Annotated in this window: 17 protein-coding genes; 7 read left to right on the top strand and 10 right to left on the bottom strand. The window is 67.0% G+C overall.

Annotated features, from left to right (window positions below; all coding sequences use genetic code 11):
• Positions 1–168: 168 nt before the first annotated feature.
• Both V8683_RS00325 and V8683_RS00320 read left to right on the top strand, forming a co-directional pair.
• On the top strand, positions 169–723 hold the full coding sequence (locus V8683_RS00325; protein ID WP_411187560.1) for a hypothetical protein: 555 nt from the start codon (positions 169–171) through the stop codon (positions 721–723).
• Positions 724–1,254: 531 nt separating this feature from the next.
• Complete coding sequence (locus V8683_RS00320; RefSeq protein ID WP_411187558.1) at positions 1,255–2,361, top strand: porin; 1,107 nt, start codon at positions 1,255–1,257, stop codon at positions 2,359–2,361.
• Positions 2,362–2,376: 15 nt separating this feature from the next.
• Here V8683_RS00320 and V8683_RS00315 read toward each other — a convergent pair whose 3' ends face one another.
• Positions 2,377–2,520 (bottom strand): hypothetical protein, encoded by a 144-nt coding sequence (locus V8683_RS00315; protein WP_411187556.1) that lies wholly within the window; start codon positions 2,518–2,520, stop codon positions 2,377–2,379.
• A 21-nt stretch (positions 2,521–2,541) separates the two neighbouring features.
• Between V8683_RS00315 and V8683_RS00310 the strand changes: the two genes are divergently transcribed.
• Positions 2,542–3,477, top strand: a complete 936-nt coding sequence (locus tag V8683_RS00310; RefSeq protein ID WP_411187554.1) for a LysR family transcriptional regulator — start codon at positions 2,542–2,544, stop codon at positions 3,475–3,477.
• Positions 3,478–3,528: 51 nt separating this feature from the next.
• Here V8683_RS00310 and V8683_RS00305 read toward each other — a convergent pair whose 3' ends face one another.
• Positions 3,529–4,488 (bottom strand): NAD(P)H-dependent flavin oxidoreductase, encoded by a 960-nt coding sequence (locus tag V8683_RS00305; RefSeq protein ID WP_411187552.1) that lies wholly within the window; start codon positions 4,486–4,488, stop codon positions 3,529–3,531.
• A 273-nt stretch (positions 4,489–4,761) separates the two neighbouring features.
• On the opposite strand from V8683_RS00305, the gene V8683_RS00300 reads away from it, so the two are divergent.
• Together V8683_RS00300 and V8683_RS00295 are read left to right on the top strand one after the other, a co-directional pair.
• Complete coding sequence (locus V8683_RS00300) at positions 4,762–5,655, top strand: alpha/beta fold hydrolase (RefSeq protein WP_411187550.1); 894 nt, start codon at positions 4,762–4,764, stop codon at positions 5,653–5,655.
• 90 nt (positions 5,656–5,745) lie between these two features.
• Complete coding sequence (locus tag V8683_RS00295; protein WP_411187548.1) at positions 5,746–7,065, top strand: DUF445 domain-containing protein; 1,320 nt, start codon at positions 5,746–5,748, stop codon at positions 7,063–7,065.
• Positions 7,066–7,084: 19 nt separating this feature from the next.
• Here the strand turns inward: V8683_RS00295 and V8683_RS00290 are convergent, their stop codons facing one another.
• A complete protein-coding gene (locus V8683_RS00290) occupies positions 7,085–7,558 on the bottom strand; it encodes an Lrp/AsnC family transcriptional regulator (RefSeq protein ID WP_411187546.1) in 474 nt (157 codons plus the stop codon).
• 165 nt (positions 7,559–7,723) lie between these two features.
• Between V8683_RS00290 and V8683_RS00285 the strand changes: the two genes are divergently transcribed.
• Positions 7,724–8,626 carry a DMT family transporter gene (locus V8683_RS00285; RefSeq protein WP_411187544.1) on the top strand — a complete coding sequence of 301 codons (903 nt, stop codon included), beginning with the start codon at positions 7,724–7,726 and terminating at the stop codon, positions 8,624–8,626.
• Between the two features lie 188 nt (positions 8,627–8,814).
• Here V8683_RS00285 and V8683_RS00280 read toward each other — a convergent pair whose 3' ends face one another.
• The 6 genes from V8683_RS00280 to V8683_RS00255 are packed head-to-tail and all read right to left on the bottom strand — an operon-like array spanning position 8,815 to position 12,929.
• Positions 8,815–9,747, bottom strand: coding sequence for an MBL fold metallo-hydrolase (locus V8683_RS00280; RefSeq protein ID WP_411187542.1), 933 nt, complete (start codon positions 9,745–9,747; stop codon positions 8,815–8,817).
• A complete protein-coding gene (locus V8683_RS00275) occupies positions 9,744–10,178 on the bottom strand; it encodes a MaoC family dehydratase (protein WP_411187540.1) in 435 nt (144 codons plus the stop codon). The genes V8683_RS00280 and V8683_RS00275 overlap by 4 nt, the downstream gene beginning before the upstream one ends.
• The gene (locus V8683_RS00270) at positions 10,175–10,426 is read right to left on the bottom strand and encodes a DUF1289 domain-containing protein (protein ID WP_411187538.1); all 252 of its coding nucleotides are present in this window, start codon (positions 10,424–10,426) and stop codon (positions 10,175–10,177) included. The genes V8683_RS00275 and V8683_RS00270 overlap by 4 nt, the downstream gene beginning before the upstream one ends.
• A gap of 2 nt (positions 10,427–10,428) precedes the next feature.
• Positions 10,429–10,950, bottom strand: a complete 522-nt coding sequence (locus V8683_RS00265) for a YbaK/EbsC family protein (protein ID WP_411187536.1) — start codon at positions 10,948–10,950, stop codon at positions 10,429–10,431.
• A gap of 52 nt (positions 10,951–11,002) precedes the next feature.
• Positions 11,003–11,926, bottom strand: a complete 924-nt coding sequence (locus tag V8683_RS00260; RefSeq protein WP_411187534.1) for a hydroxymethylglutaryl-CoA lyase — start codon at positions 11,924–11,926, stop codon at positions 11,003–11,005.
• A 52-nt stretch (positions 11,927–11,978) separates the two neighbouring features.
• Complete coding sequence (locus tag V8683_RS00255) at positions 11,979–12,929, bottom strand: 2-hydroxyacid dehydrogenase (protein WP_411187532.1); 951 nt, start codon at positions 12,927–12,929, stop codon at positions 11,979–11,981.
• Positions 12,930–13,128: 199 nt separating this feature from the next.
• Between V8683_RS00255 and V8683_RS00250 the strand changes: the two genes are divergently transcribed.
• Entirely contained in the window at positions 13,129–13,734 is a 606-nt protein-coding gene (locus tag V8683_RS00250) for an RBBP9/YdeN family alpha/beta hydrolase (RefSeq protein WP_411187531.1), read from the top strand.
• Between the two features lie 39 nt (positions 13,735–13,773).
• Here V8683_RS00250 and V8683_RS00245 read toward each other — a convergent pair whose 3' ends face one another.
• Positions 13,774–15,030 carry an acetate/propionate family kinase gene (locus V8683_RS00245; protein ID WP_411190456.1) on the bottom strand — a complete coding sequence of 419 codons (1,257 nt, stop codon included), beginning with the start codon at positions 15,028–15,030 and terminating at the stop codon, positions 13,774–13,776.
• Positions 15,031–15,036 lie beyond the last annotated feature (6 nt).

Raw genomic sequence — 15,036 nt, 5'->3', positions numbered from 1 at the left:
CGAGGCACCCATAAATTACCGTCAAAGGACGCTCGGGTCCGCCGTGGTGGCAATCGTTACGCCCTGCGCAGGCGCGGGCGCCGGGATTGGCTCGTCATGGCCCGAATGGCGGGTCATGGCGCGAACGTCGGGCGGAAGATCGACATAATGCATGTAGGGTTGTCACGAATGGGACAGTGGGTTCTGGGCGCCGGTTTATCGGTGCTTGTCGCGCTCGCCCATGCACAACCCGGGTACGCGCCGCATGGCGGCGGCGGTTTTCAGCGCGCGCCCATGATGCGCCCGATGTCCGGGGCCGCACGCAGCGGCTGGGGCCAGCGCAACGTAGCGGCGGCTTCACCCGCGCGCCGCGAGGCCGGCGGTCCGGTTTACAGGGGCGCGGGCGGCGGCCGCGGCGGTTATGGCGCCGTTCCGACGCGCGTTGCCGACCAGGGCGGCTGGCACGGCGGCGGCGGTGGCGGCGCGGGTCGTGAACCGGGCGACAATGCTGGCGGCGGTGCGTATGGCAACAGCTATGGCGGCGGCTATCGCGGCGGCCCGATCACGCAGGTCAGCGCGCAGGCGCGCGAGGTTCCGCATCCGCCCGCCGATTCGCCGGTGCGCACCGGCTCGATTCGCGAAGACGTCGCACGCTACAACGAAGAGCGTGGCGCCTTCCGGCCGTTCCCGCGCAACGCCGGCGAGGTGCCGCATCCGCCTATGCCGTCGCCCTATCGTAACTAGTCGCAACCGGCGTCCCGTTTTCTTCTTCTCATCGGCGTCGCCTGGCGCCGATCGCTTTTCTCCTTCCGTCTTTTTCCTTCCGTTCGCCCGGACTATTTCGGGCTTCTGATGTTCTTCACACGATTGCCGGTCCCCGGGTGGGATCTGTCTGACGCGTGGATACCACACTTTTTTAAAAATCTCTCGTCAGACATGACGCGTCCGTCATCCAATCCCGCCTTCGATATGGCGGCGCGTCATTCGAGACCCCCAATTTCGCTAAAGGCCCTGTCGATGCGGCTCTCCAGCCGGATCGAAGCATGTTGCGGCGCGGCGTAAGCGCACTCCGGCGACCCCGGATCAGCTTTTGAAACCCGCAAACTAATCGGACCGATATACCGGCAATAACGCCAGTTATTTTTGACCGCGGTATTGGTCCGCGAAGATGGTCCCGCCCAAGAACGGCACCGCCTGCGAACGACGAAAAACAAACGGTTTGCGCGAGCGCCACAGCCGCCAGTCACACCTTTTTTGACAAAGACAGGAGAACCCATGAATACAGCCGTTAGCCGCGCGCTGCGCACCACCTTGAAGGCGAGCGCGCTCGCCGCCGTTCTTGCCGCCGCATCGTCGTCGGCGTTTGCGCAGTCGAGCGTCCAGCTCTACGGTCAGATCGACGAATGGGCCGGCGTGACGAAATTTCCGGGGGACAACGCGGCGGCGAACGTCGGCGGCGGCGGCATGTCGACCTCGTACTTCGGCTTCAAGGGCGATGAGGATCTGGGCGGCGGCTACAAGGCGGTCTTCGCGCTGGAAAGCTTCTTCCGCGCGCAGAACGGCCAGGACGGCCGCTTCACGGGCGACACGTTCTTCGCCCGCAATGCGTACGTCGGCCTCGAGTCGCCGTACGGTACGTTCACGGCCGGCCGCCTGACGACGCAGCTCTTCGTTTCGACGATCCTGTTCAACCCCTTCGTCGATTCGTACACCTTCTCGCCGATGGTGTATCACACGTACCTCGGCCTTTCGACGTTCCCGACCTACACGACCGACCAGGGCGTGATTGGCGATTCGGGCTGGAACAACGCGGTCCAGTACTCGACGCCTGACATCAACGGCTTCACGGGTTCGGTGATGTACGCGCTCGGCGACCAGGCCGGCGAGAACGGCGCGAAGAAGTGGAGCGTGCAGGCTCTGTACTTCCACGGCCCGTTCGCGGCAACGGCCGTCTACCAGTACGTGAATTTCAACGACACGCCGGGCGACATCGACAGCATCCCGATCAACGCGAGCGGCACGCTCCTGACCACGGGCCTGAAGAGTCAGGGCGTCGGGCAGCTCGGTCTTACGTACGACCTGAAGTACGTGAAGTTCTACGGTCAGTACATGTACACGTCGAACTGGGAGCAACTGGGCAGCTGGCACGTGAACACGGCGCAGGGCGGTGTCACGGTGCCGGCGGGCGCGGGCACGATCATGGCGTCGTACGCGTACTCGCGCGACGGCGGCGGCCTCGACCAGACGCGCCAGACGGCGGCCATCGGCTACGACTACCCGCTCTCGAAGCGCACCGACGTCTACGCGGCCTATATGTACGACCACTTCGACAACATGTCGTCGGGCATGACCTACGGCGCCGGTATCCGCGCGAAGTTCTAAGCCGCGGCTGCGGCTTCACGCCTGCGCCCCGCGCTGCTCGCAGCGCGGGGCTTTGCTTTTTGGGCGAGCAAAACGCGGGCGGATTTGCATACCGGGAATTGATAAAACGCGCACAATGGCGGCGATTGATTCCTCCTGCTTTCCGATGCCGATCTTCATTGACCCCTAGGGGCGCGCGCGATGGATACCCTCGTCAGCATGAACGTGTTCCGCCAGGTGGTGGAGGCGGGCAGCTTCGTCGCCGCGGCCGAACGCATGAACATGTCGGCGGCGATGGCAAGCAAGCACGTCGCGCATCTGGAGCAGCAGCTCGGCGCGCGGCTCCTGAACCGCACCACGCGCCGCGTCGCACCCACCGAGGCGGGCCGCGAATACTACGAGCGTCTCGCGCAGGCGCTCACCGAACTCGACGAAGCCGGCCAGGCCGTGGGCGCCGCGAGCGTGGTTCCGCAGGGGCGGCTGCGCGTGTCGTCGCTCACCGCGTTCGGGCTGCGCCACGTGATGGGCGCGGTGGCCGACTATGCGGCCGGCTACCCGCAGGTCACCGTCGATATCACGCTGTCCGACCGGGTCGTCGAGCTGATCGACGAGGGCTTCGACGTGGCGATCCGCGCCTCGCCCTCGGGGCTCAAGTCGTCGTCGCTGATCGCGCGGCCGCTGGCCACCGCGCATATCGTGCTGTGCGCGTCACCCGGCTATCTGCGCCGCCACGGCGTGCCGAAGACGGTCGCCGACCTGGCGCGCCACAACTTCGTGCATTACGCGGGGGCCTCGGCGCAGGAGCTCGCGCCGTTCGCCGAAGGCGGCGTGCGGCCGAAGCCGGCCGGCAATCTCATCGTCAATCACCTTGAGGCCCTGCGCGTGGTCGTGCTGCAGGGCGGCGGGCTGTCGATGCTCGGCACCGAGGTGATCGGCGACGATATCGCCGAGGGCCGTCTCGTGCCGCTGCTCGTCGATGCGCTGCCGTTGCGCGAGCTGCCGATCTACGCCGTGTATGCAAGCCGGCGGCATCTTTCCGCGAAGGTGCGTTCGTTCGTCGACTTTCTTGCGCAGCGCTTTGCGGACCGTGCGCTGTGGCCCGGCGTCGAGGCGATACGCGCAGCGGCGGCCTCGTAGCCGGCAACGCGCCAATGCGTTCGCCACCGCTTTCACCACTCCGTGGCCGCTTCAGCGCCCCACGCCGAGCCGCGCCTTCGTTTCGTCGTACTCCTGCTTGAGCCGCGCGACGAGCTCCGCTACGGGAGGCACGTCGTCCATCAGCCCCACGCCCTGGCCCGCGCCCCAGATGTCCTTCCAGGCCTTCGCCTTGTCGCCGCCGAAGTTCATCGCCGACTTGTCCGATTCGGGCAGCGCGTCCGGGTCGAGCCCCGCGTTGGCGATGCTTTCGCGAATGTAGTTGCCGTGCACGCCCGTGAAGAGGTTCGTGTAGATGATGTCGGCGGACTTTGCATTAAGGATCGCCTGCTTGTAGGCGTCCACGGCATGCGCTTCCCGCGTCGCGATGAAGCGTGTGCCCATGTAGGCGAGGTCGGCGCCCATGGCCTGGGCGGCGAGGATCGAACCGCCGTTCGCGATCGCGCCCGAGAGCACGATGGGGCCGTCGAACATCTTGCGCACTTCGCCCACCAGCGCGAACGGGGAGGTCGTGCCCGCGTGGCCGCCCGCGCCCGCGGCCACGAGAATCAGGCCGTCCACGCCCGCTTCGAGCGCCTTCGCCGCATGGCGCAGATTGATGACGTCGTGCAGCACGATGCCGCCGTAGCTGTGCACGGCGTCGATGATCTCGCGCGCCGGCGCCCGCAGGCTCGTGATGAAGATGGGCACCTTGTGTTCGACGCAGACGCGCACGTCGTGCTCGAGCCGCGCATTCGACTGATGCACGATCTGGTTCACGGCGATCGGGCCGATCGTCGCGTCCGGGTTGGCCGCCCGGTAAGCGGCGAGCTCGGTCTGGATCTGCGTGAGCCAGACGTCGAGCTGCTCGGCGGGGCGCGCATTGAGCGCGGGAAACGAGCCGACGATACCGGCCTTGCACTGCGCGAGCACGAGCTCGGGATAGCTGACGATGAACATCGGCGAGCCGACGACGGGCAGCGAGAGGTTTTGCAGGACGGCGGGCAATGCCATGGCGAAGGTCTCCTTACTCTGATCCAGCCGGCGTGGGTGAGCGGCCCGGATCGGGTGAACCGGATCGTACCGCTGCGAGGATGCGCGGGCGGCGAAACCGCCGGGGCGCCGGTTTTGAAACGGTCGTTCGATTATAGGCGCGAGCCCGCTGCAGGCACGGCGTGCGACTTTCGAGCAAGTGTTCGGTTTCTACCTTTCCTCGCCGAAAACGCGAGGAGCCGCGCCCATGCGCTCCTACAATGGGGGGAGACCAACAACGACAAGAGACTCGACATGCCCTTCGACGGATTCACGCCATTCACCGTTCGCACGGCGAGCGGGATCGACATCTATGGAGTGAAGGGCGGCAAGGGGCCGCCGCTGCTGCTGCTGCACGGCCATCCGCAGACGCACATGATCTGGCATCGCTGCGTGGACGAGCTGGCAACGCACTTCACCGTGATCGCAACCGACTTGCGCGGCTATGGCGCTTCGTCGAAACCGGAGGGAGATCCGGCGCACGCCACCTATTCGAAACGCGCGATGGCCGCCGACCAGGTGGAGGTGATGCGCCACTTCGGCCATGAACGCTTTCTGGTCTGCGCGCACGACCGCGGCGCGCGCGTGGCGCACCGCATGGCGCTCGATCATCAGGAGGCTGTCGAACGCCTGATGCTGCTCGATATCGCGCCGACGCTCGCAATGTACGAGCAAACCGACCGGGCCTTCGCGACGGCGTATTTTCACTGGTTCTTCCTGATCCAGCCGGCGCCGCTGCCCGAGGCGCTGGTGGGCGCGAACACCGACCTCTACATCGAGCGCGTGATGGGCAACCGTCACGCGGGCCTTGCGCCGTTCGCGCCCGAGGCGCTCGAGGCGTATCGCACCGCGCTGCGCCAGCCCGGCGCGGTGCATGCGATGTGCGAGGACTACCGGGCTTCCGCGACGATCGACCTCGAACACGATCGCGCCGACATCGAGCGCGGCCATAAGGTGGGTTCTCCGCTGCGTGTGCTGTGGGGCGAGCAGGGCGTGGTCGGCCGCTGCTTCGACCCGCTGGCCGAATGGCGCAAGGTCGCGCGCGATGTGAGTGGGCGCTCGCTTGCGAGTGGCCACTACATTCCCGAGGAAGCGAGCGCGGCGCTCGTGAAGGAGATGCTGGCATTCTTCGAGGCCAGCGGGCCCTGAGCGTCGGCTTGGGGGGCGCCGCGCGCCCCGAGGGAGCGCGGCGCACGCGTTGACCGCATAATGACGCGGTCTTTGCCGCCGCCTTTCCCCATGCCGTCCCCTTCGTCCCACCTCCCCGCCGACGATATCGAACTCCAGCGCGCCAAGCGCCGGCCGCTGCTGTTGCTGGCCGCGGCTGCTTGCGTTTTCGTCGTGACGGCCTGCTGGCCCCCGGGCTTCGGGAGCGCCTTTGCCGTCGGCGCATTCAAGGCCTGCAGCGAGGCCGCGATGGTCGGCGCGCTGGCCGACTGGTTCGCGGTCGCCGCGCTGTTCCGGCCGCTGCCGGTGCCGTTCGTTTCGACCCACACGGGGGTCATTCCGCACAACAAGGATCGCATTGCCGACGAACTCGCGCACTTCGTAAAGGACCGCTTTCTCGACGTCGATTCGCTCGTGGCGCTGATCCGCCGGCACGATCCGGCGCAGCGGGTGGCCGGCTGGCTGACCGACGAACGCAACGCGCAGCGCCTTGGCGATTACGTGGTGCGGCTCACGGCGGGCCTGCTCGAACTGGTCGACGATCCGCGCATCCAGGCCCTGATCGGCAACGGGCTGCACGCGGCGCTCGACAGCATCGATCTCTCGAAGTCGATGGGCGCGGCGCTCGACACGCTGACCAGGGACGGCCGCCATCAGGAACTGCTCGACAAGCTGATCGATCAATTCGTCGTGCTGCTGCGCGTGGAAGAGACGCGCACCTTCGTCGCGGCGCGCATCGTCGAGGGCTTGAAGGGCCAGTATCCGATCACGGAGAAGGTCCTGCCCACCGCGTGGATAGGCGACAGCGGCGCGCGCGTGCTGACGAACGCCGTCGAGCGGCTGCTGCTGCAGATCAGCGAAGACAGCGAGCATCAACTGCGGCGGAAGTTCGACGAGATCGTGCAGAAGCTGATCGAGCGACTGAAGACCGATCCCGCGTTTCTGGCGAAAGGCGAGGAGTTGAAGGCCAGCCTGCGCGACAACACGGCATTCGACGACTACGCCCGCACCCTGTGGGACGACCTGCGTGCGTGGCTGCGGCACGATCTGGAGCAGCCCGATTCGCTGCTGCACAGGAGGGTGGCGGCGGCGGGCGGCTGGATCGGCAAGGCGCTGGCGGACGACCCGAAGCTGCGCGCCGCGCTCAACGAGCATCTCGAAGAGTCGGCGCACGCGATGGCGCCGGACTTCGCCGCGTTTCTCACGCGCCACATCAGCGACACGGTGAAGAACTGGGACGCGCAGAACATGTCGGCGCTGATCGAGCAGAAGATCGGCAAGGACCTGCAGCGGATCCGCATCAACGGCACGGTGCTGGGCGGCGCGATCGGGTTCGGCCTCTATCTGTGTTCCTGGCTCTTCGAATGGTTGCGTGCGCACCTGAGTTGGTGACGCGCCGCGCTTATCACCGCTAGCCGAGCGGCGGCAGGCGCCGCGCCACGGGTGTCGACTTGATGATGGCCGTGCTCGTCTCCGCACGCTCGGTGACCTTGGCGAGAATCTCGTCGAGCTGCTCGATCGAGTGCAGATAGAGGCGCGCGACGAAGCAGTCGTCGCCGGTGACCTTGTCGCATTCGACGAACTCGGGAATGCGCCGGATCACTTCTTCGACGAGGTGGAGCTGACCCGGCAGCGGCTTGACGCGCACGATGGCCTGCAGCGTGTAGCCGAGCGTGCGTGGATCGATCCGCACCGTATAGCCGCCAATCACGCCCTGTGCCTCCAGGCGCCGCAGCCGCTCCGACGTGCTTGGCGCCGAGAGGCCGACCGTGCGCGCGAGCTCGCTCACGGCCGCGCGGCCGTCTTCGGCCAGCGCCGCGAGCAGGGCACGGTCGATGTCGTCCAGGTTTGCCGGCTGGACCGGCGCATTCGGGCGTTGGGTCATGATTCAAAGGCCTCGCGCAGGATGATCCTTCGATTGGAAGGTGAATCTCTATGTTGACCTTAGTTTAACCATGTAATTCGCGTCCTGCACCCAGTAAACTGGTTCGCATGACGGGTTGTTCGCGGTCGTCGCACACCGCCTGGCCCTTGAACAGGACGCTCTTCCATGGCTAACCCCGAAATCCGCCGCGGCGCCGCCGAGATGGTCGTCGCGATGCTCATGTCCGGCACCATCGGCTGGCTCGTCGTCAGTTCGCGGCAAGCCCCGATCAACGTCGCATTCCTGCGCTGCGTGCTGGGCGGCGCAACGCTCGCCCTGGTCTGCGCCGCGCTCGGCTTGTTGCGCCGCTCGCTCTTCACGCCGCGCATGCTGCTGCTCGCCGTGCTGGGCGGCGCCGCCATCGTCGCGAACTGGGTGCTGCTCTTCGCCGCCTATTCGCGTGCGTCGATTTCGATGGCTACCGCCGTCTACAACACGCAGCCGTTCATGCTGGTCGGACTCGGCGCACTGCTGCTGCGCGAGCGCGTCACGGCGTCCACCGTGGCATGGCTCGCCATCGCATTCGTCGGGCTCGTGTGCGTGGTCGAGGTGCAGCCCGCCGTGCTGGCCGTACCGGGCCAATATCTGCAGGGCGTGGCGTGTGCGGTCGGTGCCGCTTTTCTCTACGCCGTCTCGTCGATCATCACGCGTTACCTCAAAGGCACGCCGCCGCATCTGATCGCGCTCGTGCAGGTCGCCTTCGGCGCACTCGCGCTCGCGCCGTTCATCCGCTACGGCACGCTGCCGACCACGCCGCTGCACTGGGCACAGATCGCCACGCTGGGCGTCGTGCACACCGGCATCATGTACGTGCTGCTCTACGGCGCCATCCAGAAGCTGCCCACCGCCATGACCGGCGCGCTCTCGTTCATCTACCCGGTGATCGCGATACTCGTGGACTGTCTCGCCTTCGGGCAGCGTCTTGCCTGGATTCAGGTGGCGGGCGCGGCGCTGATCCTGCTGGCGGCGGCAGGGGTTAACCTGGGTTGGCGGATCGTGCCGCAACGCCGCGGAGTCCGATCGGCTTGATGGGGATTTAATTTGGATGACGAATTAATTCGCGGGGCGAATGCTGCGTTTTGCGCGAGAATTTTTAGGGAAATCACCGATGCTTCGCGCAGAGGGGCGCGAGTATGATGCCTCGACGGATTTGATCACGTCAGAGCGCGATACTCACGCTCGTCCAGAATTGGACGAGCGTTTTTTTTGGGTCGGTCTCAGGCCGCTGCGGCGGGCGCGAGGAGTTGCTCGCCGTCGATGATGAGCGCGCCGTTCTTCGCCAGCTCGCCCGCCAGTTCACGCAGCAGCGCGGGCCACGCACTCTGCGGCACAAGCTGCCGCGCCGCCGCACGCATGGCAGCGGCGCTCCCCAGCATCGCTTCGAGCGTTGCAAACGTCATCGAGCGCACTTCAAGCAGCTTGAACACCATCAGCACCTTGAGCGCGTTGCGGGCATTGCGCGCGGGATCGGCACGCAGCCAGGCGAGCCGCGAGAAGGCCCGTTCGAGCGCCGCTTCGACGTTCGCAAAGGGCGCGCCGTGCCCGGGAATCACCGTCGCGACATCGAGTTTCGCGATCGCTTCCAGCACGGCCTGCTGCTCGGCGAAGCCGCTTTCGCCGTCCAGCTCGGGAAAGATCACGCCGAAGCCATGCTCCCAGAGCGCGTCCGCGCTGATCAACAGGCGCGGGGCGGCGGCATAGAGCATCACCGAGTCGGGATCGTGCCCCGGCGCGCCGATCACCTCCCACTCGAAGCCACCCAGCACGAGCCGCTCGCCGGGCGAAAGCGTGCCGGTGAAGCCGAAGCGCTCGCAGGTCTGCCCTGTCGCGCGGAACGTGAGGCGCGCTTCGTCCCAGTCGCGCACGGTCGCTGCGCTGCACTCGGGAATTCGCGTTTCGCATGGCCATGCGGCCTGTAGTTGCGCATTGCCGCCGCAGTGATCGGAATGCAGATGCGTGTTCACGATCAGATCGAGCGGGCGCGCACCCAGCGCATGCCGCACGAGGGCAACCGTCTGCGCGGCATGCGTGGCATAGCCGGTATCGACGAGCGCCGCACGCGCCTCGTCCGCCAGCAACACGTTGTTCGACGAGAGCCAGCCGCGTTCGAATACGCGGATCGACTGCGGCAGTTGAACGGGGGGACTCATGATTTCGGCATGACGAGTATCGTTGCGTGCCCGAGGACGACTATTTCGCCATCCTGATTGATGGCGGTGCCGGAGAGTTTCACGAGATCGCCGTCGAGGCTGGGTTTCCACCACGCGTCCTCCACGCGCCATTCGAACGTGAGCACGTCGTGCGCGTAGGTGGCGCGCTTGAGCTTGATGTCGAATTCGAGGCCGAGCGGTTGTGCATAGGTGGAGAAATGCGTGGCGAGCAGCGCCATGAAATGCGCAGCGGGCTGCGTGCCGGACGCAATCAGGCCGCCGAAGCGGCTTTGCGCCGCGTAGGCTTCGTCGTGATGCAGCGGGTTCAGATCGTTCGCGAGCGTTGCGAACGACTTCACCGATTCGGGCGAGAGCGCGAGCGTCGAGCGGCAGGTTTCGCCGATCTTCACGACGCGGGGCGGCGCGTTCATGGCGAGTCCCCACGGCCGGCGACGGTTGGCGCTTCGTCGTTGCGCAGCGCCATCCACCGCGCGTGGCGTGCTTCGATGGCACGCCAGACCGCGCGCTTCGCTTCGTCGTCAAGTATCGACCATGCCGCGATCTCGTCGATCGTGCGCAGGCACCCGTCGCACAGGCCCGTCGCCTCGCTCATGCGGCAGATGCCGATGCACGGCGAGGCGGTGCCGGGCGTAGCCAACGGGGAAGCGGGCGCCGTCATGTTCAGGCGTCGCGCAATGCGACGTCCACCACGGGGGCGCCGGTCAGCGTGGCCAGTTCCTGCGGCGACAGGTTGAATACCGCATGCGGATGGCCCGCCGCGGCCCACAGGCTTTCGAGTTCGAACAGGTCGGCGTCGATGAGCGTGACGGGCGTCGTGGCATGGCCGATCGGGCAAACGCCACCAATCGCGTAACCGGTCATCTCGCGCACGAACTTCGCGTCGGCGCGGCCAATCTCGCCCACGTGCGCGGCCACCTTCTTCTCGTCCACACGATTCGCGCCGCTTGCGATCACGAGCACCGGCGCGTCGTCTTCGCGTCGGCGAAACAGGATCGACTTGGCGATCTGCGCGACTTCGCAGCCGAGCCCCGCCGCCGCCTCGGCCGAGGTCTTGCCGGTCTCGGGCAGCATCACGACGGGCTTCATATGGCCGCGTTCGCGCAGCAGCAGCGCGACGCGCCGCGCCGAGTCGGGCAGCGCGTCCAGATGGTCGTGGGAGGAGGATAGCGTTTCCGTCGTCATGGGGTTCTTTCCTTCGTACTGCAATGCATAGGGTGGAGCTGTCTTGGGGCCGTCACGCGCAAGCGGCTTCGCTGCGCTGCTTCGCGAGCAGCGCCTTGCCCGCGCGCGAGACATTGTTGCGTCCAATCGCGGTCGAGATGAAGTCGCCGGCGGCGACGACCTGGTTCAGGTCGACGCCGGTGCGGATGCCGAGGCCGTTCATCAGATACAGCACGTCCTCCGTCGCGACGTTGCCGGTCGCGCCTTTCGCGTAGGGGCAGCCTCCAAGCCCCGCCACCGAGGCATGGAAGATCGCAATGCCTTCCTGCAGCGCGGCGTAGATGTTCGCGAGCGCCTGGCCGTAGGTGTCGTGGAAGTGGCCTGAGAGGCGCTCGCGCGGAAACACCTTCGTTACGGCTTCGAATACCTCGCGCGTGCGCTTCGGCGTGCCGACGCCGATCGTGTCGGCAATGTCGATCTCGTCGCAGCCGAGCGCGGCGAAGCGCTCGACCACGTCCACGACGGAGGCCACCGGCACCTCGCCCTGATACGGGCAGCCGAGCGAACACGACAGGCTGCCGCGAATGCGGATGCCGTGCTGCTTCGCCGCCTCGGCCACCGGAACGAAACGCTCGACGCTTTCCGCGATCGAGCAGTTGATGTTCTTCTGCGAGAACGCTTCGCTCGCGGCGCCGAAAATCACGATCTCGTCCGCGCGCGCCGCAAGCGCGCCTTCGAAGCCGCGCAGGTTCGGCGTGAGCACCGAGTAGATCGTGCCGGGGCGGCGCGCGATGTCGGCCATGACTTCGGCGCCATCGGCCATTTGCGGCACCCATTTAGGCGAGACGAACGAGGCCGCTTCGATGTTTGCGAAGCCGGCGGCCGAAAGGCGGTTGATCAGCTCGATCTTGGTGGCGGTGGGAACGAACTCTTTTTCGTTCTGCAGACCGTCACGCGGTCCGACTTCGACGATCTTTACTGCTGCGGGTAGGGTCATGGGTGTCTCCTGAGTTTCATTGATCGGCCGGCGAGGCGCGGACTCCGCGGGCTCAATAGCCGCGCTCGATATGCACGACGCCGCTCACGGTCTCGCCGCGCGCAAGCGCCTCGATCTTGTCGGCGACCTGCGAGATGGCTTCCTCGCGCAGCGTCAGCGCCGAACTGTGCGGCGTGATCGTGATGCGCGGCTCGCGCCAGAAAAGATGGTCGGGCGCGAGGGGTTCGTTGCGGAACACGTCGAGCGTGGCCGCCGCGAGCGTGCCGTTGGCGAGCGCGTCGAGCAGATCCTGTTCGACGAGATGCGAGCCGCGTGCCACATTCACCACATAGGCACCGCGTTCGAGTTTCGCGAACACGCTGGCGTCGAGAATGCTCTCCGTGTCCGGGGTGGCGGGCAGCAGGTTCACGAGCAGCTTCACGCCGTCGAGAAAGGCGTCGAACTGCTCGCCGCGCAGCGGGCCCGAATACGTTTCGATGCCGTCGAGATGCTTCGCACTGCGCGAGAAACCGCGCACCGGCACGCCGAGCGAGGCGACCGCGCGTGCAACCTGGGCGCCTAGCACGCCGAGCCCGAGCACGCCCACGGTGAAGGTTTCACGCGGATGCGGCGCGAGCACGTGCCACTCATGGCGCGCCTGGGCGAGCGCATAGTCGTCGAAGCGCCGCAGATAGCGCAGCACGGCATGCTGCACGTACTCGCTCATTTGCTGCGCCATGCCCGAGTCTTCGAGGCGCACGAGCTGTGCGTCGGGCGGCAGCGTGCCCGGCTGTTCGCGCTCGAGCGCGAGAATCGCATCGACGCCCGCCCCCAGGTTGAAGATCGCGCGCAGACCGCGGCGCGCGGCGAGCAGTTCGCGCGGCGGGTGCCAGACGACCGCGTAGTCGGCGGCGGCGGTATCGCCGGGTTGCCATTCGCGCAGCTCGGCGCCGGGCAGCGCGCGGGCGAGGCCGTGCAGCCAGGTGGACGCATCGGCTTGCGGCAGCCAGAACAGGATCTTCATCGCGCGGCGTGTCTCGCTGGTTGGGGTTGTCGTGACATTCTACGTTTTCGCGCCGGGGCCCGCCGCACATCCACGCGGCGGCCCCCGGCGCGCGGCTTTAAGCCGGGCGCGCTGCAAAGCTAAGCAAAAAAAATTGGTTCGGCGAGCGCGGAGCGAGGGTCACAATCCGTTCACGCTTGGTCGTTGCGAGGAAAAAATCATGCTTTCGAGCGCTCATCCCCGTTGGCCGCCCAGACTCGTCACCGTGCCGGGGCTGCATGGCAGCGACGGCGCGCACTGGCAGACCTGGCTCGAACGCCAGTTCCCGCGGGCATTGCGCGCGGAGCAAGCCGACTGGGAAGCGCCCGACCTCGTGGTCTGGAGCGCGGCGCTCGGCGCCTTGCTGGCGCGCGAGCGCGGGCCGTTCGTGCTCGCGGCGCACAGCTTCGGCTGCCTCGCCGCCGCGCATGCGTTGCAGCAGGGCATGGCTGGCGCCGACGTGGTGGGCGTGTTGTTCGTCGCGCCTGCCAGTCCCGCGAAGTTCCGTTTCGCGGGACCGTTCGAGGCGAAGCGGCTACTGGTGCCGTCGATCCTGATCGGCAGCGAAACCGATCCCTGGATGACCCTCGCCGGGGCGCGCGAACTCGCGCAGCATCTGGGCAGCGCCTTCGTCAATCTCGGAGACGCCGGGCATATCAACACGGCGGCGGGATTCGGGCCGTGGCCGCGGGCGAAGCACTTCATCGACACGCTCGTGCATTGCGAGGCGCCGCGGCGTCTGCGCGACGAAACGGTGGAGGCCGGCGAGCTGGCGTTTGCCTGGTAGCGCCTTGCCGGCGCGCCGGGGGCGCTTGGGGGGCGCGGACTAGACCCGCTTTGCCTCGCGCAGAAGGCGCGCCGTGTGCAGTGCAATCATGCCTTCTTCGTCGGTGGGCACCGCGAAAACGGGCACGCGGCTCTCGCGCGCGCCGATCCGCTCCTTGTTGGCAGTATTCGCGTCGACGTCGAGATCGGTGCCGAAGAGCGGCTTGAGCCGTTCGCACACCTGAGCACGGATCGGCGCGGCATGCTCGCCGATGCCGCCCGTGAACACGAGCCCGTCCAGCCCGCCCAGCCCCACGGCGAGCTTGCCCACTTCCTGAGCGATGCGATACGTGTAGAAGTCGATTGCGAGCTTTGCCTGGTCGCTGCCGTTCGCAAGCAACTCGCGCATGTCGCTGCTCACGCCCGAGAGGCCCTTGAGGCCCGACTCGTGATAAAGCAGCTTCTCGATGGCGTCGTGATCCATGCCGCGCGCCATCATCCATAGCACCGCGCCCGCGTCGAGCGCGCCGCAGCGCGTGCCCATGGGCAACCCGTCGAGCGCGGTGAGCCCCATGGTCGTTTCCACGCTTTTTCCGTCCTTCATCGCGCACAGGCTCGCGCCGTTGCCCAGATGCGCGGCGACCACGCGCCCGCGCGCGATGTCGGGCGCCACCACGTGCAGGTGCCGGGCGATGTATTCGTACGAGAGGCCGTGAAAGCCGTAGCGGCGGATGCCGTCCTTGAAGTAGCTGTAGGGCAGCGCGAAGAGTTGCGCCATGACGCCGTTGGTCGCGTGAAACGCCGTGTCGAAGCAGGCCACCTGCACGAGATCGGGCGCGGCCTGGCGCACGGCGCGGATCGTCGCCAGGTTGTGCGGTTGATGCAGCGGCGCGAGCGGCGTGAGCGCGTCGAGGTCCGCGATCACCTGGTCGTCGATGAGCACGGCATCGGCATAGTGCGCGCCGCCATGTACCACGCGATGGCCGATCGCGGAAGGCGGCGTGTCGCGCAGGCCCACGGCGAGCACGAGGCGCAGCAGCCGGAAGGCGGCGTCGTGATCGGCCACCTGCGCGACCGGAAACTTTTCGTCCACGATGAGCCGCCCGTCGGCCATGCGCGCGACCACGCGCGGCGCGACGCCGATCCCCTCGATCTGTCCGCCCGCGCCAAGGATCGCGCGCGCGCCGCCTTCCACGTGCGGGTCGTCGATGACGCGATACACCGAGCACTTGATGCTCGACGAGCCCGCGTTGACGACGAGCACGACGTGGCCTTCTGCGTGGGAATGCGCCTCCCGGGCGCCGGGCGAAGTATTCACCGAAGT

Source organism: Paraburkholderia sp. AV2 (assembly GCF_054968425.1).
The sequence above is the reverse complement of the archived record's forward strand: the minus strand, read 5'-3'. Positions and strand labels throughout refer to the sequence as shown.

Excerpts from the sequence above, each read along its gene's own strand:
- V8683_RS00325 (WP_411187560.1), top strand. The coding sequence starts at position 169 with ATGGGACAGTGGGTTCTGGGCGCCGGTTTATCGGTGCTTGTCGCGCTC.
- V8683_RS00320 (WP_411187558.1), top strand. The coding sequence starts at position 1,255 with ATGAATACAGCCGTTAGCCGCGCGCTGCGCACCACCTTGAAGGCGAGC.
- V8683_RS00315 (WP_411187556.1), bottom strand. The coding sequence starts at position 2,520 with ATGAAGATCGGCATCGGAAAGCAGGAGGAATCAATCGCCGCCATTGTG.
- V8683_RS00310 (WP_411187554.1), top strand. The coding sequence starts at position 2,542 with ATGGATACCCTCGTCAGCATGAACGTGTTCCGCCAGGTGGTGGAGGCG.
- V8683_RS00305 (WP_411187552.1), bottom strand. The coding sequence starts at position 4,488 with ATGGCATTGCCCGCCGTCCTGCAAAACCTCTCGCTGCCCGTCGTCGGC.
- V8683_RS00300 (WP_411187550.1), top strand. The coding sequence starts at position 4,762 with ATGCCCTTCGACGGATTCACGCCATTCACCGTTCGCACGGCGAGCGGG.
- V8683_RS00295 (WP_411187548.1), top strand. The coding sequence starts at position 5,746 with ATGCCGTCCCCTTCGTCCCACCTCCCCGCCGACGATATCGAACTCCAG.
- V8683_RS00290 (WP_411187546.1), bottom strand. The coding sequence starts at position 7,558 with ATGACCCAACGCCCGAATGCGCCGGTCCAGCCGGCAAACCTGGACGAC.
- V8683_RS00285 (WP_411187544.1), top strand. The coding sequence starts at position 7,724 with ATGGCTAACCCCGAAATCCGCCGCGGCGCCGCCGAGATGGTCGTCGCG.
- V8683_RS00280 (WP_411187542.1), bottom strand. The coding sequence starts at position 9,747 with ATGAGTCCCCCCGTTCAACTGCCGCAGTCGATCCGCGTATTCGAACGC.
- V8683_RS00275 (WP_411187540.1), bottom strand. The coding sequence starts at position 10,178 with ATGAACGCGCCGCCCCGCGTCGTGAAGATCGGCGAAACCTGCCGCTCG.
- V8683_RS00270 (WP_411187538.1), bottom strand. The coding sequence starts at position 10,426 with ATGACGGCGCCCGCTTCCCCGTTGGCTACGCCCGGCACCGCCTCGCCG.
- V8683_RS00265 (WP_411187536.1), bottom strand. The coding sequence starts at position 10,950 with ATGACGACGGAAACGCTATCCTCCTCCCACGACCATCTGGACGCGCTG.
- V8683_RS00260 (WP_411187534.1), bottom strand. The coding sequence starts at position 11,926 with ATGACCCTACCCGCAGCAGTAAAGATCGTCGAAGTCGGACCGCGTGAC.
- V8683_RS00255 (WP_411187532.1), bottom strand. The coding sequence starts at position 12,929 with ATGAAGATCCTGTTCTGGCTGCCGCAAGCCGATGCGTCCACCTGGCTG.
- V8683_RS00250 (WP_411187531.1), top strand. The coding sequence starts at position 13,129 with ATGCTTTCGAGCGCTCATCCCCGTTGGCCGCCCAGACTCGTCACCGTG.